Source organism: Flavobacterium sp. ALD4, assembly GCF_002836475.1.
Lineage (GTDB): Bacteria > Bacteroidota > Bacteroidia > Flavobacteriales > Flavobacteriaceae > Flavobacterium.
On the sequence record NZ_PJBJ01000030.1, the window covers coordinates 1,008,626 to 1,034,588 of the forward strand.

The following is a 25,963-nucleotide window of genomic DNA, read 5'->3' on the forward strand; positions in this document are numbered from 1 at the left end:
CAGGCTATTAAAAACACGAATTTCACTAATTTTCACGAATATATTAGTGTTAATTAGTGAAATCTGTGTTTTTTTTTTTAATTTATCGTCTCGCCATTCGTAACTTCTGCATCCGGGTTCACAAAAACCAATTTCCCTTCTGCATTGGTAGTCATCAAGATCATTCCTTGACTTTCCACACCACGAAGATTTCTTGGAGCCAAGTTTACCAATACGGTAACTTTTTTACCTACAATATCTTCTGGTTTAAAACTCTCGGCAATTCCTGAAACGATGGTGCGAACATCTATTCCGGTATCTACTTTTAGAATCAAGAGCTTGTTTGCTTTAGGCATTTTCGAAGCTTCGATAATCGTACCCACACGCAGATCCATTTTGGCAAAATCATCAAACTGAATCGCTTCTTTTTGTGGTTCTACTACTTTATTTTCTGCTTTGTTTGCTGTTTTTGTGGCTTCTAGTTTGTCAATTTGTTTCTGAATTTCTTCGTCTTCAATTTTGGCAAAAAGTAATTCCGCGGCACCAATTTGGTGTCCTGCCAGAATCAAATCCGAAGTCTCTGAAATCGTACTCCAGTTCAACGGACTTTCTATTTTTAAAATTTTGGATAATTTCTTGGCGGTAAATGGTAAGAAAGGTTCGCAAAGTGAACTCAAAGCGGCAGCGATTTGCAAAGCCACATACATTTGTGTTTGCACGCGCTCCGGATTGTCTTTGATTACTTTCCAAGGTTCTTCATCGGCCAAATATTTATTTCCTAAACGAGCCACATTCATCAACTCGCCAAGCGCTTCTCTAAATCTATATCTTTCCACAGAACTGGAAATTACCGCCGGATAGGCTTTTAATTCGGTTAAAGTCGCTTCGTCCACTTCAGAAAATTCATTTGGTGTAGGTACAACGCCATTGTAGTATTTATTGGTTAAAACGACTACTCGGTTGATGAAATTACCGTAAATCGCTACCAATTCATTGTTGTTTCTCGCCTGAAAATCTTTCCAAGTAAAGTCGTTATCCTTAGTTTCCGGAGCGTTTGATGTTAATGCGTAACGCAAAACATCTTGCTGACCCGGGAAATCTTCCAAATATTCGTGCAGCCAAACTGCCCAGTTTTTAGACGTCGACAATTTATTTCCTTCTAAGTTCAAGAACTCATTTGCGGGCACATTGTCCGGCAAAATATAGCTTCCTTCGGCTTTTAACATCGCAGGGAAAATGATGCAGTGAAAAACAATATTGTCTTTCCCTATAAAGTGAACCAACTTTGTATCTTGATCTTGCCAGTAGGGTTCCCACTCTTTACCTTCGCGTAAAGCCCATTCTTTTGTAGCCGAGATATATCCGATAGGCGCATCAAACCACACATATAATTTTTTTCCTTCGGCACCTTCAACCGGAACATCAATACCCCAGTCTAGGTCACGTGTTACTGCACGAGGCTCTAGTCCGCCATCAATCCAAGATTTTACTTGTCCGTAAACATTGGGTTTCCAGTCGTTTTTATGTCCCACAAGAATCCACTCTTTCAAGAAATCCTCGTAACGATCCAAAGGCAAAAACCAGTGTTTCGTCGATTTCATTATAGGTGTTTCTCCTGTTATTGTTGATTTTGGGTTGATTAAATCGGTAGCGTTTAGCGTCGAACCACATTTTTCACATTGATCTCCATACGCTTCTTCGTTACCGCATTTTGGGCAAGTTCCTATTACGAAACGGTCTGCCAAGAACTGATCTGCTTTCGCATCATACAATTGCTCGGTTACTTGTTCTATAAAATCGCCTTTTTCATATAAAGTTGTAAAAAATTCCGAGGCTGTATCGTGGTGAATCTTAGCCGAAGTTCGAGAGTAATTGTCAAACGAAATGTCAAAGTCAATAAACGATTTACGGATAATTCCATCGTATTTATCGATTACTTCCTGTGGCGTAATGCCTTCTTTTTTGGCTTTCATCGAAATGGCCACACCGTGTTCGTCGCTTCCGCAAACAAACAAAACGTCTCTTCCTTGCAATCTCAGGTAACGGGAATAAATATCAGAAGGCACGTAAACACCCGCCAAATGGCCAATGTGAATTGGTCCGTTTGTATAAGGTAATGCCGCTGTAATCGTATATCTTTTTGGATTCTGTGTCATGATTCAATTTTATTGGATGCAAAAATAGGCAATAGAATTTTTATTTGAAGCTATTTCCCGCTATACGTTGCAAATATATTCACTGAACTCTGCTGTAAATAAAAGCTAGGTGAAGCAATCTTATTGTGTTTAAAGAAAAAACAATAAGGATTTATACTGTTATCGGGGCTAGGGGATCATGTTAAATAAGGCGATTGTATAATGAACCCAAAATTTGTTATGATTGTGGGTTTAATTAGCTTCCAATTAAAGAACTTGTTTTTATGCTTAACTAATCAGTAAGGAAAGCTACTTTTTTTACATTTGTAAACGTAATTAAAGAAGAACGTAAATCATGGCAAAAGGACCCGAGAAAAACACTAGAAACAAAGCCTTGCATACTAAATTACTAAATCGAAAAAATGCAAAACTGCAACAGGAAAAAAAAGAAATGGCATTGCGCCTGAAAGCTTTGGTTGCAAAAATGAATCAAAAAAACAACAATGAGGATTCCGAATCGAAATAAAGCTTTATTTGACTGATTACCCTATTTTTATCCATAATCCATCTCAGAAAATCTATGCCAATTAAAAAAACGGAAGTTTAAAAACATTTTTATCCCTCATTATTTTACCCCAAATTTGCAACCAACTCTTAAATAAAAACCCACATGGAATTCGGAAGTATCATTATTTCAGAAACCGCAGTGAATAGCGAAAATCCACAAGACGTTATCAACTCTAATATTTCGGTGATTAACCTAATGCGCGAAGAAAAAATTGACGATGACTTGATTCACGAAGATGCGTTGATGAGTTATTATTTAGATTATTACAGCTCCCAATATACCAAAGGGAATTTTGCTCAATTTGTATATAATTCCAGGTGGAACGCGGAATTAAACGAACTGATCGAAGAAGGATTGCAATTGCTGGGAGCTGAAAAGCATTTGGAGTTATTCCAACAACAATGTAAAAAAGTCAAATTGATGAGCTCGGTAAAACGAGATAAATTCTTCAAATCGAAGCTCGAAGGCGTAAATCCAATACGCGATTTGATGAACAGCGACGCTTTTTTTGAAATAGAAGAAAACTTAGTGCAACTCAATGCAGCTTTTTTAAAATCCCACCCTGACCTGGAAGTACTTTCGGTAGACGATATGTTTGCCACACTGGAAGAATTTGTTGGGCACGAGATTAAAAGGGCATAGATAGCTATTCCGCATAGATGTGCTAAGAAAAAAAAAGATACACAAAGAGTTTTAAAAACTTCGTGACCCTCTTAGTGTGCTTTGTCGTTCTTTGCGAAACGACTATTATTATGCTATTCCACAGAGATTCGCTAAGAAAAAACGCAGAACTACACAAAAGGAGATTTAAAACTTTGCGAATCTCCCAGTACTCTTTGTGCTTCTTTGCGAAACAACTAATTTTTTAAATCATATAAACAGCTATTTCCCGGAAACTTTGTCTGATAAGTCTCAAACATTTCCTTAAATTTGCTTTCTGTATAGAGATAAAAACCCAAGAGTTATAAAATTTAAGCTATGTTACAAATTGCATTTATTAGAGAGAATCAGGAGAGAGTAATCCAGGCTTTGGCAAAGAGGAATGTGGATGCCAAAAGTGTTGTGGAAGATATCGTGAAACTAGACGAACAACGTCGTGCTGCGCAAGTAGAGTTGGACGGTATTTTAGCTGAATCTAATAAATTGTCCAAAGACATTGGCGAGATGATGAAAAACGGCGAAAAATCCAAAGCCGCTATCCTAAAAGAAAAAACGGTATTAAACAAGGAGAAAAGCAAGAAATTAGCCGAAACAGCGGACGCACTTGCTACTGAACTTACTGAGAAACTATATACATTACCCAACCTTCCGGCAGATATTGTACCAGTAGGGAAAACGCCGGAGGAAAACCTAAACGTTTTTGAAGCGGGTGAAGTTCCTGTTTTGCACGAAGGGGCACAACCACATTGGGAATTAGTAAAAAAATACGACATCATTGATTTTGAGTTGGGAAATAAAATTGCCGGAGCAGGGTTTCCTGTGTACAAGGGGAAAGGAGCGCGATTACAACGTGCTTTAATCAATTATTTCTTAGATAAAAATACAGCAGCGGGTTATAATGAAGTGCAAGTGCCTCATATGGTAAACGAAGCTTCTGCATACGGAACTGGACAATTGCCAGACAAAGAAGGGCAAATGTACCATGACGCGACCGATAATTTATATTTGATTCCTACGGCTGAGGTTCCAGTGACAAATATGTTCAGAGATGTAATCTTAAACGAAAATGAATTACCCGTTCTTACTACAGCCTATACACCATGCTTCCGTCGTGAAGCAGGTTCTTACGGAGCGCATGTACGTGGATTAAATCGTTTGCATCAATTTGACAAAGTGGAAATTGTACGTGTGGAGCATCCTGATAAATCATACGAGGCTTTAGACGGAATGGTCGAACATATAAAAGACATACTTAACGAATTGAAATTACCGTATAGAATCTTACGCCTTTGTGGCGGTGATATGGGATTCACATCGGCATTGACTTATGATTTCGAAGTGTTTTCTACCGCACAAGACCGTTGGTTAGAAATAAGTTCAGTTTCTAACTTTGAAACTTTCCAGGCAAATCGTTTGAAACTTCGTTTCAAAGACAAAGACGGAAAAAACCAATTGGCTCATACCTTAAACGGCAGTTCACTGGCTTTACCAAGAGTGCTTGCAGGAATCCTTGAAAATTATCAGACAGCGGAAGGAATCGTGATACCTGAAGTTTTGCGTCCGTACTGTGGGTTTGATATTATAGACTAATTATTGTAGTTATCAGTCTCAGTTTTCAGTCTTCAACGTTGCGACTGAAAACTGAAAACCTGAAAATTGAGATTTATGAAAAAGCTTTTTCTATTCATCAGTTTGTCATTTTCGCTGTTTGCGTTTGCTCAAAACGAACAATTAGCGCAGTATTATTATGATAAAGGCGATTTTGAAAAGGCTAAAATGGGCTATGAGGAATTGTTGCACAGTGTCCCTCAAAACATGCAATATTTCTTAAGAACTATTGACTGTTACCAGCAACTGCAGCAATTTGATAGCGCGGAGGAAGCAATCACAAACCGACTTAACAAATACAATCAGGGAAACCTTGTAGTAGAATTGGGTTATAACTTTCAGTTGCAGAAAAATGAGGCTAAAGCCAAAAGTTACTACGACCAAGCGATAGACCGAATCAAAAAAAACCCGAATGAAGTCTATGGCATAGCTAGTTCATTCGAGAAAAAAGTATTGTTGGATTATGCTCTAAAATCCTATCAAACGGCTACAGATTTAGAGGTAAAATATAATTTTAACTATCAGAAAGGATTGCTTTACGGGCAATTGGGAAACATGGAAATGATGATTTCTACTTTTCTAGATGAATCGTATGCGAATCCGCAAAATTCGATACTGATTCAAAATCAGTTGTCTCGCTTCATGTCAGATGATAGTGGCGACAACTTTAACGAGTCACTTAGAAAAGGATTGATTGTTCGGGTCCAGAAAAATCAAGATCTATTTTGGAACCATTACTTGAGTTGGTTCTACGTGCAACAAAAAGAGTTTTCGAAAGCCTTCATTCAAGAGAAAGCCATTTACAAGCGCAATTCGGAATCACTGTCAAATATTGTCAATTTAGCAAATCTTGCTCTTGAAGAAGGTGATGAGGAAATGGCAGTTGAAATTTTAGGTTTTGTACTTGTAAACACCAAAGATCTAGAATTGCTTGTCCAGGCACATACCTACCTAATCAGAATAAAAATAGAAAAGGCAGAAGAAAAAGATTTCGCAACTATCAATGCAGAAATAGAAGGGTTGTTAACAGAATATGAAATCACCCCATTTACCTTATCTTTGCAATTAATTCAGGCGCATTTTGTAGCTTTTAATTTAAAAAAGCCGGAGCAAGGAAGAACAATTATAAAAAGAGCACTTGATTTACAGCTGGATGATTATAGAGTTGCGAAGGTTAAAATGGAATTAGCGGATATTTTGCTTTTCGAAGAAAAATTCAATCAGGCATTAATCTATTATTCTCAGATTGAGATGGATTTGAAAAATGATGTGGTGGCGCATGAAGCGAGTTTGAAAGCAGCCAAAACAAGTTATTTTAAAGCTGATTTTGTGTGGGCATTGAAACAGTTTAAGGAGCTAAAAGCAGCCAATACCCAACTGATAGCAAATGATGCACTAGAATATTTTTTATTGATAAATGATAATACGGCGGCTGATTCGACACAAACAGCCTTAAAGGAATTTGCAAAAGGAGACTATCTTTTATATCAGAATAGAAATCAGGAAGCGATAGTTCAGTTTCAATCGATCTTGAAAAATAATAGGGGACAGGAAATAGAAGCGGTTACTTTATTTCGTTTAGGAAAGATTTATGAGAAAACAGCGGACTATAATTTGGCTTTAAGCCAATATCAAGAAATTATTGACCATCATAACGACGGTATTTACATTGATGAGGCTTTGTTTTTTTCGGCTGAGATTTATAATAAAAAATTGAAAGAAGTAGAAAAGGCTAAGCCGTTATATGAAAAGATAATTTTCAATCACGAAGACAGTATCTACTTTGTGGAAGCCAGAAAAAGCTTCAGGCAATTACGGGGAGATACTAATTTATAGTTTAATCGCTTAGCCGATCAAACAAATCAACAATTAAAAAGTAAGAAATGATAATATACAACGTTACCACAAACATACATGAAAGCGTTCATGACCAATGGATGATATGGATGCAACACAAACACATTCCTGAAATTCTGGCTACAGGCAAATTTACTGCCGCTAGATTAGTTCGCGTATTAATAGAAGAAGAAATGGGCGGTGTGACCTATTCGGCTCAGTACACAACCGAAAGTAAGGAAACATTAGAAAAATATTACCAGGAAGACGCGCCAAGATTTCGTGAAGAAGGATTGAAGTTGTTTGGAGATAAAATGCTTGCCTTTAGAACGGAGTTGGAAGTGATTTCTGAACACTAAATTCAGTTTTAAGTTTTCAGGCAATAGAGTCTGGAACCTGCTTTTGCATAGTCGCTAAAAGTAAGTTACAATCAAAATTACACTTAGTGCCTTTATGGCTTTGTGGTAAAACAAAAGAAAATGGAAAAAGTAAAAGCCAAAAAACACCTCGGACAACACTTCTTGAAAGATGAAAGCATCGCTAAGGACATTGCTGACACGCTCAATCTGGAAGGGTATGATGATATATTAGAGATAGGGCCGGGGATGGGTGTTTTAACTAAATATTTGTTAGAAAAACCGGTTACTACGTATGTGATTGAAATCGATACGGAATCAGTAACTTACTTGGACGAAAATTATCCAAAATTGAAGGATAAGATTATCTCAAAAGATTTTTTGAGATATAACATTAATGAAATTTTTGAAGGTAGGCAGTTCGCTATTATCGGGAATTTCCCGTATAATATTTCGACGCAAATTGTTTTTCGAACATTAGAGTACCGCGATCAGATTCCTGAATTTGCCGGAATGTTCCAAAAAGAAGTGGCACAACGTATTTGTGAAAAGAAGGGGACTAAAGCATACGGAATTTTATCAGTTTTAGTACAAGCATTTTATGACGCGGAATATCTCTTTACGGTAGATGAGAATGTTTTTATTCCACCGCCAAAAGTAAAATCAGGTGTTTTGCGTTTGCGCAGAAAGAAGGATTACAGTTTGCCTTGTGGGGAAAAATTGTTTTTTACTGTGGTTAAAACGGCTTTTCAACAACGTCGCAAGACCATGCGAAACAGTTTGAAAACAATGAACTTGTCAGATAGTTTAAGAGAAGACCCGATCTTTGACCTTCGTCCGGAACAGTTAGACGTAGCACAATTTATTGAACTTACCCAAAAAATAGAGGCGGATGGAATTTAAAATCAGCAAAAACTTAATACTCGAATTAGAGCAGCACATTGTCAATAAAAACGATAAGGAACTAGAAGCCTTATTGAGTGACATGCACCATGCTGATATTGCTGAGATTTTGGATGAGCTTGATTTTGATGAAGCAACCTATATTTTTAAGGTATTAGATAGTGATAAAACTGCAGAAATTCTTCTTGAATTGGAGGATGATTTGCGTGAAAATATTTTAAGCCGCCTTTCGGCAAAAGAGATCGCGGAGGAATTAGATGAGCTGGATACGAATGATGCGGCCGATATTATCGCTGAGCTTTCTCAGGACTTAAAAGCCGAAGTAATCTCTGAATTGAATGATGTTGAGCATGCAAAAGACATCGTTGATTTGTTGCGTTATGACGAGAATTCTGCAGGGGGATTGATGGGGAAGGAATTAGTGAAAGTGAATGAAAACTGGAATGTGCTGACTTGTGTCAAAGAAATGCGCATCCAGGCCGAGAACGTTTCCCGGGTACATTCTATCTATGTGGTCGATGATGAAAACAGATTGAAAGGAAGACTTTCGTTAAAGGATTTATTGACTACATCGACAAAAACACATATCAGTGATATTTACATCCGGAAAGTAAACTCCGTTAACGTAGACACCGAAGATGTTGAGGTGGCTCGAATCATGCAAAAATATGATTTAGAAGCAATTCCTGTTGTAGATGAAATGGGTCGTTTAGTAGGGCGTATCACTATTGATGACATTATTGACGTCATTAGGGATGAAGCAGATCAAGATTACCAGTTAGCAGCTGGTATCTCTAAGGATGTAGAAGCGGATGATAGTATTTTAGAACATACTAAAGCTCGTTTGCCTTGGTTGGTTTTAGCGTTGCTGGGAGGTTTTATTTCCGTTAAAGTACTCGGATTATTTGAGGGCGCTATGCTAAAGCATGGAGAATTATTCTTTTTTACACCACTTATTGCTGCAATGGCAGGAAATGTCGGGGTACAATCATCAGCGATTATTGTGCAAGGTTTGGCAAACAACACCTTGAGTGGGTCCTTATTTAGTCGATTGGTGAAAGAAGTGTCTCTTAGTTTGCTTAATGGGTTAATTCTTGCGGTTATCTTATTCGTAGGGAGTCATTATCTTCTGGATGTCAAAATTGTCATTGGGGTAATCGTCACCACGGCATTAGTTTCGGTAATTATAATTGCGTCGCTTATAGGGACATTTGTGCCCTTGTTGTTGGATAAATTTGGGATCGACCCTGCATTGGCAACTGGTCCGTTTATCACGACAAGTAATGATATTTGCGGAATCCTTATTTATTTCTCAATAGCAAGAATTATTTTAGGCTTTTAACGGTAGGCCTATGATTGTTGTAGAATAATACACTGTTAGTGATTACCAAAATTATTGACTCAAAACAGAAACCAAAAAACCAAAAAACCAAAAAATAGAAATGAAAGTACATATAATAGGAGGAGGGAACCTTGGAACTTCAATCGCAATAGGAATATCTAAATTTTCGAAAAACAATCAGGTTACCATCACCAGAAGAAACACGGCCAGTATTGCCCATCTCGAAAATGCTGGAATAACGGTTTCTTCAGATAACACACACAACATTGAAGAAGCTGACGTAGTTATTCTTACTGTAAAGCCCTATCAAGTGGATGTCGTTTTGGCTGATATACTCCCAAAAATAACGAATAAAACAATCGCTTCTGCAGTGAGTGGTTTGTCTATCGAAGCGCTTCAAAGTAAGATAGGTGAGAAAAATCATGCTATTCGAATCATGCCTAATATTGCTTCACAATTTGGGGAGTCTGCAACGTGTATTTCATTCAGTGAAAACAAAAAATCGCAAGCCCAAGCTGTTATTTCTTTATTTGCGGATCTTGGGACGGCGCCAGTGATCGATGAAAAATTAATGGATGCTGCTACTGTTTTGGCGGCGAGCGGAACTGCTTTTGCGTTGCGTTACATTAGAGCATCAATGCAGGCCGGTATCGAAATAGGATTTGATTGGAAAACGGCATTGGCTATTTCGGCACAAACCGTGAAAGGGGCGGCAGAAATGCTTATGGAAGAACAAGTGCATCCGGAACAGTTAATTGATAGGGTAACTACTCCTAAAGGTTGTACCATTGCTGGACTTAATGAAATGGAAATGCATGGATTTAGCTCCTCATTAATACGAGGAATCAAAGCCTCTTTAACTCAAATAAAAGGTTGATTTTAAATTTCTGTAACATAAACGTTCAATGTAGCTTAATATAAGCATCTTATATTCAATATGCTACATAAAACCGAAAAATAACATGTAGTTCATCGGATTAAAATGCTATACGTCGAAAAAAAGACGAAGTACTTTATTTGAACTATAATTAAACGTAGATTAGTGGTACCCTATTAATCTACTCTTACTTTTCTCACTAATGGAATAATTGAAAACTAACAATTAATATACATTATGATGAAAAATTTACTTTACAGTTTTTACGAGAGAATTTCTAATTTTTTATTTGGAGGACAAGATGTTTCACCATTTTAAAGAATTAAACCCGGTGTTTTAAAAGAAGAGAATTATAATAGTATTCAATTTAAATACTATTAGCTGGAAAACCATTTCTAAATTTAAATAATTTGGAAATGGTTTTTTTAATTTTCAGTAGGTCGAAATTAGAATCTATTCGGTTACTATACTGAATACATAATCGGTATTAAAACAATAAATCGTGTTTTTTTCGTTAATTTTGCTTTCTAAACTTAGAATCACTTTCATGGATATTAAAATTCTTCATATTGACAGCAACAATGCCATTTTAATGAGGCAATTGCAAGAACTGGGTTTTGAAAATCACGAAGATTTCACTTCCTCGAAAGAAGAAATCGAGGCAAAAATACAGTCTTACCAAGGGATTGTAATTCGAAGCAGATTCAAAATTGATAAGTTCTTTTTGGATAAAGCTACTAATTTACAGTTTATAGCACGTGTTGGCGCCGGTCTGGAAAGTATCGACTGTGAATATGCGATATCAAAAAACATTACGCTCATCGCTGCTCCAGAAGGGAATAGGAATGCGGTTGCGGAGCATACTTTAGGTATGATTTTGTCGCTTTTTAATAATCTAAATAAAGCAGACAGAGAGATTCGATCAGGACATTGGAACAGAGAAGGAAATAGAGGGCATGAGTTGGATGGTAAAACTGTAGGTATTATAGGCTATGGTAATATGGGAAAATGCTTTGCCAAAAAACTGAGTGGTTTTGAAGCGGAAGTATTGTGTTATGATATTAAGCAGCATGTAGGTGATGCTAACGCAAAGCAGGTTTCTTTAAAAGAGTTACAACAAAAAGCGGATGTGCTGAGTTTGCATATTCCCTGGACACCGGAAACCAATAAAATGGTTGACGCTGCTTTTATTGATGCTTTTACGAAGTCTTTTTGGGTGTTTAATACCTCTAGGGGGAATCATGTAGTTACGGCAGATTTAGTAGCGGCTATGAATGCAGGAAAGGTTCTGGGTGCAGGACTGGATGTATTAGAGTATGAAAAATTATCTTTTGAAACTCTTTTTCAAGAAGACAATACACCTGAAGCGTTTCGATTCTTGTTAGAAGCGGATAATGTCATATTATCGCCTCACGTCGCCGGATGGACTTTCGAAAGTCATGAACGGCTGGCGCAAGTGATTGTAGATAAGATTAAGGCTAAGTATTTTAGTGAATACGAGTAATATTTAATTTAAAAGGGCAGACTATTGGTGGCCGTATTTTTAAATTAAAAAAGGGATTAAAAATTAGTTGCTTAATTCGTTGTGTTTAGTTAGTTTTTGGGCTAACAGGGATTATAATTAAATTTTTGGAGCCGATTGATCTCAATTTAGATAAAATTTAATATATTTATTACTTAGATATCAATCAATTCATCAGCTATCATGGAAAATTCAAACAAGGAACATTGGAATAATCCACAACCTGTTAAAGAAGACAACAAAAAAATAGCAGCAGGCATATTAGCACTACTTCTGGCACCTTTTGGAATTCATAAATTCCTTTTAGGATATACAACAGAAGGTATAATATGGCTTGTGATTAGTCTTGTTACCTGCGGTACAGTAACTGCCCTGTTAGGGTTTATAGAAGGGATAATTTATTTGACTAAATCAGATGAGGAATTTTATCAAACCTATCAGGTAAACAAAAAAGGCTGGTTTTGATATCAATTATATTTACTAGTTATTCTAAATAAATTCTGGTATAAACGTAAAAAAGTCTCGGAATTCCGAGACTTTTTTACGTTTAATTCTTATTTGGAAAAGGTTAGGATCTGACTAATCTTCTTTATCGGCTAATTTTCTTTCTAGTTCTGCCTGAAATTCTTCCATAACAGGTTTCATAGTGCTTTCAGGAATATCTGCAATTCTAATGTACATAAGGCCATCAACAGCATTATTAAACAATGGATCAACATTAAAAGCAACCACTTTTGCATTTTGTTTGATGTATTTTTTAATTAATACCGGCAAACGCAAAACTCCTGGTTCGAGTTCATCAATAATTTTGTCAAATTTATTTAAATCAGCTTCTGTTTCATTAAAAATAAAATCTTTATCAGCATCTTTCAGTTTTACTTTATAGGCTTTCTTAGGATGAACATACTGTGCGATGTAAGGGTCATAATAATTTGATTTCATAAATTCAATCATTAAAGATTTTGAAAAATCAGAGAATTGATTGCTGATACTTACACCCCCAAGAAGGAATTTATGTTCCGGAAAACGTAAGGTGGTATGAATGATTCCTTTCCAAAGCAAGAAAAGGGGCATCGGTTTTTGCTGGTATTCTCTGATGATGAATGCACGACCCATTTCGATGGACTGATTCATCATATCGTCAAGTTCTGGCTCAAAACGAAAAAGTTCATTCAAATAAAAACCTTCTATTCCGTATTTAGGATAAATTTCTGAGCCTAGTCCCATTCTATATGCTCCTGCGATTTTCTTCGCCTCTTCATCCCATAAGAAAAGATGGTGGTAGTATTGATCGAATTTGTCTAAATCGATAGACTCGTTTGTTCCTTCTCCCACTTCTCTAAATGTGATTTCACGCAATCGTCCGATTTCATGAAGAATACTTGGGATTGTATTCGCTTCGGCAAAAAACACCTCGTAGTTTTTACTTTGTAACAGTCTGCAATCCGTGTTTCGTAAAGTATCGACTTCTGCAATTATTTTTTCTCCATTTGCAGGAGTCACGATTTCTTTAGGGCTTCTGGGAATCTTTAAATGTGGTGTTGTCAGTAACTTAAATTCTTTATCGTAAGGATTGGCCAACATATAGGTCTTTTTTCTCAGGAATTCAGAATAAAGCTCTGTTGTTTTATATTCATTTTGTTCTGCGACAGAAATCGGTTTTCCTATTCTGACTTTTATGACGCGATGTTTCTGACTAAAAACTTCTGATGGTAATTTTGCAGTACGAAAGGTTCCACTAATTTTAGAAAGGAAATAAAACAACCAACTATTTCTAGCGTGAAAATAAATAGGCACAACTGGAACTTGCGCTTTACGGATTACTTTAATAGCCCCTTCTTCCCATGGTTTGTCGACCATAAGTTTTCCGTCTTTGTAACTGGAAACTTCTCCGGCTGGAAACATTCCAAGAGGTTTTCCATCACTTAAGTGACGTAAAGTTTCCTTAATCCCTATCACACTTGATTTGGTACCCTTATGATTTTCAAAAGGATTGACAGGCATGATGTATTTTTTGAGAGGCTTAATTCTATGTAATAAGAAGTTTGCTATTATTTTGAAGTTTGGTTCTCGTTCGAGCATTAATTTCAACAATAAAACACCATCTATGCCGCCCAAAGGATGATTGGAAATGGTTATATACGCACCGTCTTTTGGTAGCCGTTTAAAATCTTCTTCTGGGATTTCAAATTTTATTTGTAAGTCGGATAATATGGCATTTAAGAACTCAACGTCTTTTAAATGTTTATTACCGTCATAAAATTTATTAAGCTTAGATATCTTTAATGCTTTCATCAAAAGCCAACCGGAAAAAGTTCCCAGAACTCCATATTTTTGAGCGTTTATTGCTTTTGCAACTTCTTTGGCGGTAACTAAACCCATTTTCGTATAGTTTTTGAACGAAAGGCGAAGATAAACAAAAAGTCTATGATTAGGCTATTGGGTCATTCGATTTTCTTGTTTTTTCCACTGTTTCGTTTTTATTTTTTATTACTTTTGAAATTCAAAATTATATAAAAATGAAGATTATTTCTTATAATGTTAACGGAATTCGTGCTGCAATTTCTAAAGGATTCATTGATTGGCTGCAACAGGCAAATCCTGATGTAGTTTGTCTACAAGAAATTAAGGCATCTCCGGAACAACTTCCGTTATTGGATTTTGAATTAGCAGGATATCCTTATCATTATTGGTTTCCGGCTACAAAAAAAGGATACAGCGGAGTAGCCATCTTATCAAAAACAAAACCGAATAACATCGTTTTTGGAACTGGAATTGAACATATGGATTTCGAAGGAAGAACGATACGGGTAGACTTTGATGAATTATCAGTGATGAGTTTGTATCTGCCTTCGGGAACAAATAGTGCAAGATTGGATCATAAATTCATGTTTATGGATGACTTTCAGAATTACATTACGGATTTAAAGAAAGAGATTCCTAATCTGGTAATTTGCGGTGATTACAATATATGTCACGAAGCGATAGACATCCATAATCCAGTTCAAAGTAAAAAAGTATCTGGGTTTTTGCCCGAAGAAAGAGCTTGGCTTGATACATTTTTGAACAATGGATTCATTGACAGTTTCCGTTTTCTAAACAAAGAACCGGATAACTATACTTGGTGGACCGTGCGTGTTCCTAGTGCAAGACCAAGTAATAAAGGGTGGCGAATTGATTATTGTTTGGTCAGCGAGCCTTTGAAGGAAAGAATAAAAAGAGCACTTATTTTGCCCGAAGCAAAACATTCTGATCATTGTCCCGTTTTAGTGGAGATAGAGTAGATTTATAATTGATCACAAAATAATTTTTAAAGTATAAAAAATGATAAAAAAAATTTCAATAGGATTGTTAATTGTAGCGCTTTCAACTTCGTGCGTATCTAAGAAAATTTACAATGATTTAGAAAATAGATTCACAGATTTAAAGAAAGAAAACAGAACCTTAGCTGATGAAAACTCAAACCTTTTACAAGCAAAAAATCAACTGGAAATTGACCAAGATGCATTAAGATCAGACCTGAGTAAAGTAAAGTCAGAGCGAGATAAATGGCTGGCTGATTATGGTGCTTTAAGCAATAAGATGGATGTGATGCAGGAATCCTACAATGCTTTAGAAAAGAACAGTAATGAGGCTTTGCAAAGTAACATGAGTAAAAATCGTGATTTGCTTTCGCAATTAGATGCTAAAGGAAAGGCTTTGGCAATTGAACAGGAGCGATTAAACAAAAGTGCCCAAAGACTGCAAGAATTAGAATCATTGATTGCCGCCAAAGAAGCAACGATGAAAAAACTGAAAGAAACGCTTTCAAATGCCTTAAATAGTTTCGAAGGAAAAGGACTGACCGTAGAGCAAAAAAACGGAAAAGTATATGTATCCATGGAAAACAAACTACTGTTCAACTCAGGTAGTTGGGCTGTAGGTTCTGAAGGAAAGAAAGCAGTTGTCGAACTGGGAAAAGTATTGGGAGACAATCCAGATATTTCAGTGCTGATTGAAGGTCATACTGATGATGACCGTTTCAGTGCTTCAGGTCCTATAGCTGATAATTGGGATTTATCCACTAAAAGAGCGACTGCGATAGTTGCCATTTTAAGCGAAAACAATAATATCAATAAGCAAAACTTAACCGCTGCAGGAAGAGGGGAGTTTTCGCCATTGGCCAGTAATGCAACAGCGGAAGGAAAAGCGAAAAACAGAAGAATTGAGATTATCTTGACGCCAAGATTAGATGAAATCGCTGAAATGTTGAATGAAATAAACTAAGTTGTAACGTTTTTGATTTAGAAAGGTTCAGTCGTAAGAAGCTGAACTTTTTTGTATTTAAATAAAATGAAAGTTTCTGAAAAATCTGTTAACGGGATACCATGAACTGTCAATAAAAGGTACATTTGTAGTTGCACGCTTTTAATTGTTTTTAACTTTTAATCTAAAAAATGAAATATACAACTCTACCCAATACTGAAATAAAAGTCAGCAAAATATGTTTGGGCACAATGACTTTCGGTCAACAAAATACCGAGGCAGAAGGACATGAACAAATGGATTATGCACTTGAAAAAGGAGTTAATTTTTTTGATACAGCCGAGATGTACTCTGTTCCAGCACGTGAGGAAACCTATGGAAGCACCGAGAAAATTATTGGGACCTGGTTCAAAAAAACGGGAAGAAGAGAAGAGGTTGTTCTGGCTTCTAAAATAGCAGGCCCCAACCCAAACTTTACCTACATGCGCGATAAGAATGACTTCTCGCCTGCAAGCATAAAATACGCTTTAGATAACAGTTTACAACGCCTTCAAACCGACTATCTTGATTTGTATCAATTGCATTGGCCGGAGCGAAAAACCAATTTTTTTGGACAAAGAGGTTTTACGGTGCAAGAGGATGCTTGGGAAGATAATATCCATGCTGTTTTGGATACTTTGGGAGATTTGATTAAGGAAGGGAAGATTAAACATATAGGCCTTTCTAACGAAACGCCGTGGGGAATCATGCGTTTTCTGGAGGAAAGTAAATACAATCATTTGCCCAGGGTTAAAACGGTTCAAAACCCCTATTCTTTATTGAATAGACTTTTTGAAAATGGTTCAGCCGAGATTTGTATGAGGGAAAATGTGGGTCTTTTGGCTTATTCGCCAATGGCTTTTGGTGTTTTGTCCGGTAAGTTTTTATCAGGAGAAAATCACCCCAATTCCCGACTCAATCTATTTCCGCAAATGGCCAGATACAATAGTGCGCAGTGTGCTGAGGCGACTCGCTTGTATCAGGAAATCGCACATGAAAATGGTTTAACATTGACGGAATTGTCTTTGGCTTTTATAGAGCAGCAGTCTTTCTTGACTAGTACCATAATTGGCGCTAGCACTATGGAACAATTAAAAGAAAATATTAATACCATCAAGGTGACTTTGTCCGAGGATCTGTTACAAGCAATCAATGCTGTTCAGGCTCTAATTCCTGATCCTGCACCCTGATTCTTGACTGCAAGGTTCGCGAATTTTTCACGTAAAGTCCACAAAGAGCAACTGTTTTATGTGGGCTTTTTTAGTTCTATTCAAATTTTAAAATCATTGCGAACTTTGCGGTTATGCACTAAAATTCAAAATCGTTATTGATTGTCAAAGAGTCAACAACTATTGAGTCCTGCACTTTTAATCTGAGATATGATTTAGCGGGACCTGAAATCAGCATATGCTGCGATTTGTAAATCGTATCGTCAATATTTAGGAGCCCTCTTTTAGTCATGATTTTCGTTAAAAAGGATTCCTGTTTAGCTGCAAATTCTCTTAACTTGCCATAGTTATTAAACTGATACATGAATTTTCTTGGGCTAGGGATGATTCGAGCCAAAAACAAGCATTCGTTAAAAGTTAATTCAGAAGGGCTTTTCTGGAAGTAGAAACGGCTTGCTTCACCTATTCCGTATACATTGGGTCCCCATTCAATAATATTAAAATATACTTCAAGCATGCGTTCTTTGCTGACGATGCGGTTGTTTTCCAAAATATAAACCAACAAGATTTCCTCCAGTTTTCGAGATACCGTTTTTTCGCGGGTAAGGAAAACATTTTTTATCAATTGCATGCTGATGGTACTAGCACCGCGCGAGAACTTTTTTGTTTCTATGTTTTTGACAATAGATTGTTTGAACGCTTCATTTATAAACCCATGATGGGAGAAGAAAGAAGGGTCTTCTGTAGTTAAAACACATTTTTTTAAGTAAGGAGAAATTTGGTCTGTCGGCGTGTAATTTGGATTAGACGAGCCTACTAAAATTGGCCGTTGCAGGATATTTTTTATAATTGCCCTATAGACGAATTCCCCGTTCAGTTTGGTGAGATTTGCTTCTCCGTATTTTGTTATTTTTAATTTTTCCTTTTTTAAATTGCTGTCAAAAACCAGTTGCTCGGGTTTGTTTTTATTGAATTTAAAATCCAGTTTGTAATCAAAGGTTCCCTCGGCCTTCATCCCTTGAAAATGGGTGAACAACCCATCAGGGAGAGAGGATATAAAATCCTGGGCTTTCATTTTAGGAATAATCACTTTGAGTTTGTAAATAGTGTCGGCTTCCGTATCATATAAAATATAGGGGCGTAATTTAATCTGATTGAATTGTACTGCGGAACTGCTATCTATTGATATGAAATCAGAGCCAAGTAAGAAACGATAGTCAAATCGCGCATTTTTGATTACAACATCTTTGCTGGCTATTTTTGGATGGTTTATCCTAAAGTTTGTGATCGACGTGAAGCCATCAATATGCAATTCATCTCCGCTCTTGTCGATATTGTCAATATTTAACCGAATCGAATCAAAGCTGGACTTTAAATTATAACGCTCGTCAAAATACGGCACTTTGATGGCTCCAGTATCTTTATTAAAGATTCGGATATCTGCTTTTTTATTTCTTGGATCTGCGAAACCGCTAATTTCCCAACGCTGGGCAAAAGTATTGGTTTGGACATTTATCGAAGTTTCAAGCTTTTTATCAAAAAGCACTAATTTTTTAATGTCGATTGTTGCTTTTTTACCATTATCATCCAGTTTGAATTGCAGGTTTTCGACGCTCATATCAGTTGGAATCAAGTTTAATGCTTTCGAAATAATTCTATAAGCAAAAGCGGCATACTCTCTTTTTTCATTGGTAGTTGATTCGTCATCATCTTTCTTTAGGAATGCGGCGAAATTTTTCACATTTCCTTTCTGTATGAGTTGTACCATTCCGTTTTTAATTTCCAGGGTACCCAGTTGAACATCGCCGAACAGCAAATACCAAAAATTAATACTAGTTTTCATTTTTTGGATTTTAAAGAGGGTATCTGCATTTTTAGGAACAAAAGTGATTTCAGTCAGGCTGATTCCTGAAAAACCGTCAAAAGAGGCTTTTTTTATGGACAAATCACTGTTGTATTTCTGCTCAATTTTAGTTGAAGCTTTTTCGATTGCTTGCTGTAAAATAGAATCTCTAAAAACAAAAAAAACGATTGCGATTAGTGTTAAGAATACCATAAGCACTTTCAGGAGTAAAATTATCTTTTGGTTTCCGGTTTTCATGAATGGCATGATAGTTTAAGAATCGATTGAGAAGCAAATTTAAAAGAATATCTGCTAATCTTTTTTTTAAACTGAAATAGTTAGTTTGGAGAGCTTGATTTTTTGTTTTGAGCAAAAAAAACTACAATAGTTGCGTATTGTAGTTTTTGAAACGTGGGATATATTATGGTTTAAAATAAGGCTAAATCTTTAATATAAATGGCATTATACCGATTATTTATTCAATATCGCGCAATTAAACTCAGACTATTTTCATGCTATATCGGCATTACACCATAAATTTAAGTACTAATAAACAACTATAACTAGGGTTGTTTGTGATCGTAGAATTTTTTTACTTTTGCTATAATCTGATTAGAAGTCATACTGTCCGCTGTTTCAACAGATTTTAGTTTGCTAGCAATAGTTGATTTTTCAGCATTTATTTTTTGTTCCAATTTAGTTTTAGTTTCAGCAGGACCAAAAATGTAAAGCTCGTCAGAACCATTAACGTTAGATATAATATCTTTTAAATAGTTATTGATTTGATGTTTTTTTCTTTCGTCAAAGGATTTTTGTGAGTCCATGTGCTGACCTCCAAAAAAACTTCCTTTGTCACCCTCTTTATCGTGATAGACTCTATTCTCAAGATCAGATTGGATTTCACTAACCGCTTCTTTTCCGTCTTCAAGAGTTACAATGATTGCTTTTGTTGAGTCAATCCAAATGCCTGTTTGCTTTTTCATGTTTTATACGTTTGATAGTGTTATTAATTATAGTAGAGAGTTCTGATTTTATTAGGAAAACGATTTTGAACGCGAGTTCTAAAATTGCTTTTAAATTGATAGATTCAAACCCTTGCTTTATAAAAATACGAAATAAATTAGGGATAGCATAAAAATTAACATGTAAATAACTAAAGGTCAATGTGAAGAGAGTACTGCTGTTGTACTAGTTCCGCTTTTATATTCGAATTATTTTTACCCAAGTAGCCTGATGACTAAATCCTCTGATTTTACCTGCTGTAGGAATTGTCCTGACTACGTCCCCGTTCCAATTAATAGCTGGGATAGCCAAAATGGATACTGTATTATAAAGTATATAAAATTAAAAAGTTGTAATTTTAACTTGTTATACAAAAGAGAGTTGTTGCAGTGGAAAGTTTTTTAAATTCACTTGTTTTTTGTCATAGAATGCACAGTAGGGTTTACAGCATAAATTAGCTGTAAGCTCTTATTATTTCGAACAAAACGATATGTTAAAGACTATTAATATTATGGCTACTAAATCATTTAGAGAAAAAACCATAGCGAATAAAGCATCTGATAATTGGTGTTCTATAAATAATGGGGTTAAGTATTATGCTTTTATTTTAGTTGATTATAAACCTTGTTGGGAATCTTTTTATTTTGATGAAAAAGGAGGAATTAATAATTTAAATTTATTTAGTAATGAAGATGAAGTCTTAGATTATTTGTAGAAGCAAATAGAAAGAATGATGTTGCTATATAAGTGGAATAAATAAGCCATAACGTTCTTGATATGGTTAGAGCTATCAGCGGTGTCGCTTATAAAAGAAATAGGATTAGATTGCTGGGTGAGGTATTCTTTGAGTATAAGATTGATTTAACTTTTTAGCGAATTATCTTCTCGAATTTATGGGTTTGCGTGTGGGATAGAAGCGAAAATCCTTTTTTATCTCGCCATTTTGGGGTGAGATAAAAAAGATTGTAGCGAATAGTCCGACCCACTTTTTTTGTTGGTCACGTCCAAAGTAGTATTGCATTTATCATAAAAGTGTTGGGTTTAAATTATTTTACCCAAACAGCATGCTGGCCACATCTTCTATTTTTGCCACAAGTTGAATTTTTATTCCAGTATTTTTCAATGTGATTTTATTGTATTTTGACACGAAAATAGTCGAGAAACCCAGTTTCTCCGCCTCTTGAATGCGTTGATCTACTCGGTTCACGGGACGGATTTCTCCTGATAATCCTACTTCTCCCGCAAAACAAAAACCTTTATTAACCGGAATGTCTTCATTAGAGGATAAAATGGCTGCCACGACCGCTAAATCGATAGCCGGGTCGTCTACGCTGATTCCGCCCGTGATGTTTAAAAAAACGTCTTTGGCTCCTAAACGGAAACCGGCTCTTTTTTCCAGAACAGCCAAAATCATATTCAGCCGTTTGGCATTGTAACCTGTTGTGCTGCGCTGTGGTGTGCCGTAAACTGCCGTACTGACTAATGATTGTATCTCAATCATTAATGGGCGCATGCCTTCCAGAGTAGAAGCAATGGCCGTACCAGAGAGCTCTTCGTCTTTATGCGAAATTAAAATCTCCGATGGATTCGAGACTTCACGCAGTCCGCTTCCAAGCATTTCATAAATTCCAATTTCAGCCGTAGAGCCGAAACGATTTTTTAGGGATCGTAAAATGCGGTAGACATGGTTTCGATCTCCTTCAAATTGTAAAACAGTGTCGACCATGTGTTCCAATATTTTGGGTCCGGCAATGTTTCCGTCTTTGGTAATATGACCAATCAGAATAACGGGAATATTCGTTTCTTTAGCAAATTTGATTAGCTCGGCAGTGGTCTCTCGGATTTGGGAAATACTACCTGCTGTAGACTCAATATAATCGGTATGAAGTGTTTGAATTGAATCAATGATTACAATTTCGGGGGCAATAGCTTCAATTTGTTTAAAGATATTTTGCGTTTTAGTTTCGGTAAGGATATAGCAGTTGTCACTTGTTGTGGTGATTCTTTCTGCTCTCATTTTTATCTGTTTTTGGCTTTCTTCGCCAGAAACATATAAAGTTTTGTAGGGTAATTTCAGTGAGATTTGAAGCAAGAGCGTACTTTTTCCTATTCCGGGTTCACCGCCTAATAATATTAAGGATCCGGGAACGATACCGCCTCCAAGCACTCTGTTTAATTCAGAGTCAGTAGTGTCCATACGGATTTCCTGGGTAGAATCGATTTCATTTATTTTTAATGGCTTGGGTGCTTTACTTGTCACGGTTGCTTCACTTTTCCAGGCCACTTTTTCTTGTTTTTGGATAATTTCCTCGGCGATAGTGTTCCATTCCTTACAGGAGTTACACTGCCCTTGCCATTTGGCATATTGAGCTCCACAATTCTGGCAGAAAAAAGAAGTTTTTATTTTCGACATTATTTTTTTTGTGTTAAACCGTTCATGCTGTCATATTTATCAAACATCATGTCTTTTGTTAAATTACCGATCTCCTCTAATTGAGATGCTCGTTGGTATTTGCTGGCTGCTCTTTTAGCATCGCCCATTTTCTCGTACATTAAGCCCAATTGATAAGAGGCTAACATTGATTTCGGATAGTTTTTATCGGCAATTTCTGCTAGTTTGTCTAACTCATCATAAGCATTGTTTTTTAGAATCGCAGCTTCAATTGCTTTAAAGTCATTTAGTCTGACTGGAATTGTCAGACCTAGTTTGTCTGATATCAGATCATATTTTTTTATGAGGTAGTCGACATATCCACTTTGAAGAGTTACAATTTGATCTGTAAATTCAGAGGAAGAAATGGGTTTGTAGGAGTCGAAAATTTGATATAATGCACTAGGAATCGAATATAGCACTAGGGAATAATGAGAGGCATTATGAAACTCATCATACTTATAATCAATATCTGAATTAGTAATCATCTTTATGTTGGCGTCTAAGTTTTTTATCGGTTCGCGAAGCTGCCTGATATCGCCATCAGCGGATGATTGATAGTAAAAAACAGCTTTTTTTGATTTCGCAAGTTTTTCCGGAATTCGAGTTTCCATTTCTGGAGTTAATTCGGGGCTTAAAGAGATGTAGGCATTAAATAGTGGGCTATCCTTATAGAGGAAAAAATTCAAAAAACCTGCTGTTGTATCATGTCCAGCAATAATTCTAAATGGTGCGGTACGGTATTTTTTTTCAATGTAGGGCAATAATTCTCCGCCAATAAATTCAAAAAAAGCAGCTCCTTTTCCGGACGGCAAGCCATTGTCTTTATTATATTTGCAGTCCTCCATTCGATTATTTCTTTGATTTATACCAATAACAATGGTTTCAGGTAAATCATCCCAATAACATCCATAGTCCAAGGCGCCATAAAAAGGATCAAATAAGTAATCGCCATCCAATAATATAAGTAAAGGGTATTTTTTAGTTGGATTTTGGTCATATGTGGAAGGTAAGCCAATGGTTATTTCTCGAGTTTCTCCCAGCTTGTTTGAAATAAATGATTCTGTAGTTTTTTGAGAAAACATAGAAAAAGTAAAGAAGAGCAATAGGAGTAGCTGTTTCATGATTTAGACTTATTTAAAAAATTAATTTCATTCTAAATGGAGTAGCAATATAATGCTTTATTTACTTTAATGGAAAAATAGGATACCTAAAACAGTTTCATGTTGAAAATAGAATTTCAGCCCGTATAAAAAACGGACATAGGCTTCAAGATACTGTCGTAAGTTGAGGAAAAACTAGTTTTCTATGATTTAAGTTAAAGAATTGTCGTTTTCATTTGGAAAAATAATCCAGGGCTTGAACGTTTTTGCTTCTTCAAACTCTAAGGTAGCGTAGGAGATAATAATGATAATATCATCTTTTTGAACTTTTCTTGCCGCAGGTCCATTTAGAGTGATTTCACCTGAATTGCGCGCTCCTTTTATGGCATAAGTTTCAAAGCGTTCGCCATTGTTAATGTTGACAATGGAAACTTTTTCACCTTCAATGATATTTGAGGCTTCTAACAGATTTTCATCAATAGTAATACTGCCGATATAATTTAAGTCGGCTCCGGTTACTTTTACCCGGTGAATTTTTGATTTTAATACTTGGATTTGCATGCTACAAAAGTAAATTAATTTAATGAAATGGTATCGATCAATCTTATGTTATTCACGGTAACTGCTATAAAAGCGCGGTATTTTTTAGTACTGCTTTTTCTTAAACAAGGTCTAAGTGTTGTTTCATCTGCAATTTGAAAATACTCTAACTCAAATGAAGTACTTGCACTGAATGATTTCTCTACCCATTGCGTTACGGCCGTGGCACTATTTGTTTTAAATTTTTCTTTTGCGTGATTCAATGTTTTTAAAATTAAAGACCCGTCTGCTCTTTGCTGAGCTGTCAATCGCTCATTTCTGGAGCTCATTGCGAGACCATTGGACTCTCTGAAAATAGCGCATCCAATCACATTGACCTCAAGTTTATTTTTTTTGACCATCTTTTTCACAATTTGTAACTGCTGGAAATCTTTTTCTCCAAAATAAGCATTTGTAGGGGTTACAATTTCGAAAAGACGTTTTACAATTGTTCCTACTCCGTCAAAATGACCTGGTCTGAACTTTCCTTCCATTTGATTTTCTAATCCGTCAAAATCGAATGCTTGGGATAGTACTTTTCCGTCGTAGATATCATCTACAGAGGGGGCATATAAAACAATATCAGTACTTAGTCCGTTTATTTTTGCTATGTCTGCTTCTAAGGTTCTTGGATATTTTGATAAATCCTCAGAGTTATTAAACTGAGTAGGATTTACAAAGATGCTAACCACGGTAGTGTCATTCTCTGCTAATGACTGTTGCATTAAGGAAAGGTGTCCTTGATGTAATGCACCCATCGTGGGAACGAAACCAATAGTAGAATTTTGGGTCTTAATAGATTTCAAATAGTCTATCAAAGCTGCTTTTCCATAGAAAATAGGCATGGTTCTTTTATTTAAATTTAGTGCAAACATAATATATTAGTTAATAACTGCATAAATTTTTGTAATTTTGCGTGGTTTTTATTACCAACAATTTAAGCAAATTACAATATGAAAGATAAGAGGATATTATATGTATCATCTGAAGTGGTGCCTTACCTAGCTGAGAATGAGGTGTCTCTGATGTCTTACGACGTACCGAAGATGATCAATGATCAAGGAGGGCAAATCAGAATTTTTATGCCGAGATATGGGAATATTAATGAGAGAAGACACCAATTACATGAAGTAATTAGGCTTTCGGGGATGAATTTGGTTGTGAATGACTTGGACATGCCCCTGATAATAAAGGTGGCTAGTATACCTAAAGAAAGGATTCAGGTTTACTTTATTGACAATGATGAATATTTTAAAAGGAAAGCGACATTTGCCGATGAAGAAGGAGTGATGTATGCAGATAATGATGAGCGTGCAATTTTCTTTGCAAAAGGAGTTGTTGAGACCGTGAAAAAACTGAATTGGGTTCCGGATATTATTCATGTTCATGGCTGGATGGCTGCAATGTTGCCAATCTACATGAAACATTACTATAAAAATGAAGCGTTGTTTTCTGATACAAAAATTGTTACTTCAGTATACAGTCAGTCATTTGAAGGGTCTTTAGATGCGGAAATGATTAATAAAATAAAATTGGACGGAGTTCCTTTAGATGCTATTTCTGATTTAGAAACGCCAGATTATGAAAGCATTATAAAGGCGACTATCAAACATTCTGATGCTGTTATTATCGCTTCGGATAGTCTGTCTCCAAGTTTAACAAAATTTATAGAATCTTCAGGGAAACCTTTTTTACCTTTCGTCCCTAAAGATGAATTCACGGAAGCTTATACCGCTTTTTATCAAGAAAAGGTTCTATCAATTTAA

The 25,963-nt window shown here is 36.0% G+C and carries 23 protein-coding genes; 15 read left to right on the forward strand and 8 right to left on the reverse strand.

Annotated elements, in window-relative coordinates; translation table 11 throughout:
• Window positions 1-77 precede the first annotated feature (77 nt).
• A complete protein-coding gene (gene metG, locus CXF59_RS13180) occupies window positions 78-2,135 on the reverse strand; it encodes a methionine--tRNA ligase (RefSeq protein ID WP_101138213.1) in 2,058 nt (685 codons plus the stop codon).
• Between the two features lie 334 nt (window positions 2,136-2,469).
• Here metG and CXF59_RS15135 point away from each other — a divergent pair, with 334 nt between their 5' ends.
• From CXF59_RS15135 to CXF59_RS13225, 10 genes are all read left to right on the forward strand, one after another.
• On the forward strand, window positions 2,470-2,640 hold the full coding sequence (locus CXF59_RS15135) for a hypothetical protein (protein ID WP_198554698.1): 171 nt from the start codon (window positions 2,470-2,472) through the stop codon (window positions 2,638-2,640).
• A gap of 144 nt (window positions 2,641-2,784) precedes the next feature.
• The gene (locus tag CXF59_RS13185) at window positions 2,785-3,324 is read left to right on the forward strand and encodes a DUF4375 domain-containing protein (RefSeq protein ID WP_101138214.1); all 540 of its coding nucleotides are present in this window, start codon (window positions 2,785-2,787) and stop codon (window positions 3,322-3,324) included.
• A gap of 336 nt (window positions 3,325-3,660) precedes the next feature.
• The gene (serS, locus tag CXF59_RS13190; RefSeq protein ID WP_101138215.1) at window positions 3,661-4,932 is read left to right on the forward strand and encodes a serine--tRNA ligase; all 1,272 of its coding nucleotides are present in this window, start codon (window positions 3,661-3,663) and stop codon (window positions 4,930-4,932) included.
• A gap of 75 nt (window positions 4,933-5,007) precedes the next feature.
• Window positions 5,008-6,786, forward strand: a complete 1,779-nt coding sequence (locus tag CXF59_RS13195; protein ID WP_101138216.1) for a tetratricopeptide repeat protein — start codon at window positions 5,008-5,010, stop codon at window positions 6,784-6,786.
• A gap of 47 nt (window positions 6,787-6,833) precedes the next feature.
• Window positions 6,834-7,145: a DUF4286 family protein gene (locus tag CXF59_RS13200; protein WP_101138217.1), complete on the forward strand. Its 312-nt coding sequence runs from the start codon at window positions 6,834-6,836 to the stop codon at window positions 7,143-7,145.
• A gap of 120 nt (window positions 7,146-7,265) precedes the next feature.
• Window positions 7,266-8,045, forward strand: coding sequence for a 16S rRNA (adenine(1518)-N(6)/adenine(1519)-N(6))-dimethyltransferase RsmA (gene rsmA / locus CXF59_RS13205; protein WP_101138218.1), 780 nt, complete (start codon window positions 7,266-7,268; stop codon window positions 8,043-8,045).
• A complete protein-coding gene (gene mgtE, locus CXF59_RS13210; RefSeq protein WP_101138219.1) occupies window positions 8,035-9,387 on the forward strand; it encodes a magnesium transporter in 1,353 nt (450 codons plus the stop codon). Before rsmA ends, mgtE begins: the two co-directional genes overlap by 11 nt.
• 100 nt (window positions 9,388-9,487) lie before the next feature.
• Window positions 9,488-10,264 carry a pyrroline-5-carboxylate reductase gene (gene proC, locus CXF59_RS13215; protein ID WP_101138220.1) on the forward strand — a complete coding sequence of 259 codons (777 nt, stop codon included), beginning with the start codon at window positions 9,488-9,490 and terminating at the stop codon, window positions 10,262-10,264.
• A 547-nt stretch (window positions 10,265-10,811) separates the two neighbouring features.
• Window positions 10,812-11,768: a 2-hydroxyacid dehydrogenase gene (locus CXF59_RS13220; protein ID WP_101138221.1), complete on the forward strand. Its 957-nt coding sequence runs from the start codon at window positions 10,812-10,814 to the stop codon at window positions 11,766-11,768.
• 201 nt (window positions 11,769-11,969) lie between these two features.
• Window positions 11,970-12,251 (forward strand): TM2 domain-containing protein, encoded by a 282-nt coding sequence (locus tag CXF59_RS13225; protein ID WP_101138222.1) that lies wholly within the window; start codon window positions 11,970-11,972, stop codon window positions 12,249-12,251.
• 114 nt (window positions 12,252-12,365) lie between these two features.
• Here CXF59_RS13225 and CXF59_RS13230 read toward each other — a convergent pair whose 3' ends face one another.
• A complete protein-coding gene (locus tag CXF59_RS13230; protein WP_101138223.1) occupies window positions 12,366-14,168 on the reverse strand; it encodes a lysophospholipid acyltransferase family protein in 1,803 nt (600 codons plus the stop codon).
• 137 nt (window positions 14,169-14,305) lie between these two features.
• Here CXF59_RS13230 and CXF59_RS13235 point away from each other — a divergent pair, with 137 nt between their 5' ends.
• The 3 genes from CXF59_RS13235 (at window position 14,306) to CXF59_RS13245 (ending at window position 17,260) form a co-directional block, all read left to right on the forward strand.
• Window positions 14,306-15,070: an exodeoxyribonuclease III gene (locus tag CXF59_RS13235; protein WP_101138224.1), complete on the forward strand. Its 765-nt coding sequence runs from the start codon at window positions 14,306-14,308 to the stop codon at window positions 15,068-15,070.
• Between the two features lie 40 nt (window positions 15,071-15,110).
• Entirely contained in the window at window positions 15,111-16,052 is a 942-nt protein-coding gene (locus CXF59_RS13240) for an OmpA family protein (RefSeq protein ID WP_101138225.1), read from the forward strand.
• A gap of 170 nt (window positions 16,053-16,222) precedes the next feature.
• Complete coding sequence (locus CXF59_RS13245) at window positions 16,223-17,260, forward strand: aldo/keto reductase (RefSeq protein ID WP_101138226.1); 1,038 nt, start codon at window positions 16,223-16,225, stop codon at window positions 17,258-17,260.
• Window positions 17,261-17,378: 118 nt separating this feature from the next.
• On the opposite strand, the gene CXF59_RS13250 is transcribed toward CXF59_RS13245, so the two are convergent.
• Window positions 17,379-19,340 carry a transglycosylase domain-containing protein gene (locus CXF59_RS13250; protein ID WP_101138227.1) on the reverse strand — a complete coding sequence of 654 codons (1,962 nt, stop codon included), beginning with the start codon at window positions 19,338-19,340 and terminating at the stop codon, window positions 17,379-17,381.
• 305 nt (window positions 19,341-19,645) lie between these two features.
• Window positions 19,646-20,065, reverse strand: a complete 420-nt coding sequence (locus CXF59_RS13255) for a hypothetical protein (protein ID WP_101138228.1) — start codon at window positions 20,063-20,065, stop codon at window positions 19,646-19,648.
• A 530-nt stretch (window positions 20,066-20,595) separates the two neighbouring features.
• Here CXF59_RS13255 and CXF59_RS13260 point away from each other — a divergent pair.
• Window positions 20,596-20,799, forward strand: a complete 204-nt coding sequence (locus CXF59_RS13260) for a hypothetical protein (protein WP_101138229.1) — start codon at window positions 20,596-20,598, stop codon at window positions 20,797-20,799.
• A gap of 336 nt (window positions 20,800-21,135) precedes the next feature.
• Here the strand turns inward: CXF59_RS13260 and radA are convergent, their stop codons facing one another.
• From radA to panC, 4 genes are all read right to left on the reverse strand, one after another.
• Window positions 21,136-22,497, reverse strand: coding sequence for a DNA repair protein RadA (radA, locus tag CXF59_RS13265; RefSeq protein WP_101138230.1), 1,362 nt, complete (start codon window positions 22,495-22,497; stop codon window positions 21,136-21,138).
• A complete protein-coding gene (locus CXF59_RS13270) occupies window positions 22,497-23,639 on the reverse strand; it encodes an alpha/beta hydrolase (RefSeq protein ID WP_101138231.1) in 1,143 nt (380 codons plus the stop codon). The genes radA and CXF59_RS13270 overlap by 1 nt, the downstream gene beginning before the upstream one ends.
• A 189-nt stretch (window positions 23,640-23,828) precedes the next feature.
• Window positions 23,829-24,179 (reverse strand): aspartate 1-decarboxylase, encoded by a 351-nt coding sequence (panD, locus tag CXF59_RS13275; protein WP_101138232.1) that lies wholly within the window; start codon window positions 24,177-24,179, stop codon window positions 23,829-23,831.
• A 14-nt stretch (window positions 24,180-24,193) separates the two neighbouring features.
• Window positions 24,194-25,072: a pantoate--beta-alanine ligase gene (panC, locus tag CXF59_RS13280; RefSeq protein ID WP_101138233.1), complete on the reverse strand. Its 879-nt coding sequence runs from the start codon at window positions 25,070-25,072 to the stop codon at window positions 24,194-24,196.
• Window positions 25,073-25,150: 78 nt separating this feature from the next.
• On the opposite strand from panC, the gene CXF59_RS13285 reads away from it, so the two are divergent.
• On the forward strand, window positions 25,151-25,963 hold the full coding sequence (locus tag CXF59_RS13285) for a glycogen/starch synthase (protein ID WP_101138234.1): 813 nt from the start codon (window positions 25,151-25,153) through the stop codon (window positions 25,961-25,963).